We start from the raw sequence: 1,237 nt of genomic DNA, 5'->3' as shown, positions 1-1,237 counted from the left end.
CATCCGCCCCCGAACGGTGGTCAGATGCGGCAGGGTTTCAAACACCCGCTCCGGGTCCTCGCCGCCGGCAATCACCAGCCCGCAGGCCAAGAGCACGTTTTCCGCCTGAAAGCCGCCAATGAGGTTGAGGCGCAGCTGATGGGGTTTGTCGTGCCAGGAAAACCGCACATCCTGCCCGGTGCCGTCATAGCGCAGCCCCATCAGGTTCAAATCGCCGAGCCCGCGGCCCACGCTGATCACCTCCTGCCCGCGGGCAGCGGCCACCGCGCGCATCTCAGCGCCGCGGGGGTCGTTCAGGTTGATGACGGCGACGCCTTCGTCCGGCAGCACCCGGCGGAACAGGCCCGCCTTGGCGTTGAAATAGGCCTCAAATGTCTCGTGATAGTCCAGATGGTCCTGGGTGAAATTGGTGAACCCCGCCGCCGCCAGCTGCACCCCGTCCAGACGGCGCTGGTCCAGCCCATGCGAGGACGCCTCCATCGCCGCATGGGTCACCCCTGCGGCGGCAGCCTCAGCCAGGGCGCGGTGCAGGGTGATCGGCTCCGGCGTGGTATGCGCCAGCGGATAGCTCCAGGCGCCCTCGATGCCGGTGGTGCCCATGTTGACGGCCTCGTGGCCCAGCTCCATCCAGATCTGGCGCACGAAACTTGCCACAGAGGTTTTGCCATTGGTGCCGGTGACCGCCACCACGGTCTGCGGCTGGCCGCCGAACCACAGGGCAGCGGCATAGGCCAGCGTCTGGCGCGGGTCCTCGACCACCACAAGTGCTGCGTGGCTTTCGTCCAGCAGCTTGGCCGCGATGCCGGCCCCTGCGGCATCGGTCAGAATTGCGGTCGCGCCCAGTTCCAGCGCCGCGGGGATGAATTTGGCGCCATGCACCTGGCGGCCCGGAAGGGCCGCAAAAAGATACCCCTGCCGCACCTCGCGGCTGTCCACCGCCAGGCCGCGGATCTGCGGGTCAGCGCCGCCGCGGGCGGTCAGCCCCAATTGGCTCAGGGGCTGGTCTGGTCTGCTGCTGCTCATGGCGGCCCTTACCTGGTTCAGTTCGAGGTGAGGGTTATACCAGTCACCTCTGCGGGTTCAACTTGCGGACGCAGCCCCAGAAGCGGCGCCACCCGTCCGATCATTTCAGCGGCCACCGGGGTGGCGGTCCAGCCTGCGGTGCGGCGTTCCTCGCCGTGCGCAATGATAGAGGGTTCGTCCAGCGTCACGATCAGCACGTATTTCGGGTCATGTG

At 67.3% G+C, this 1,237-nt stretch carries 1 protein-coding gene and 1 pseudogene; both read right to left on the bottom strand.

What is annotated here, in order from left to right:
* The coding region (locus A2I95_RS39600; protein WP_291737828.1) for a Mur ligase family protein at positions 1 to 1,023 on the bottom strand (1,023 nt) is incomplete at its 3' end.
* A gap of 17 nt (positions 1,024 to 1,040) precedes the next feature.
* Positions 1,041 to 1,237, bottom strand: a pseudogene (locus A2I95_RS39595) (penicillin-binding protein 2); the annotation flags it as partial.

It is taken from the genome of Leisingera sp. F5 (assembly GCF_001593695.1).
The sequence above is the reverse complement of the archived record's forward strand: the minus strand, read 5'-3'. Positions and strand labels throughout refer to the sequence as shown.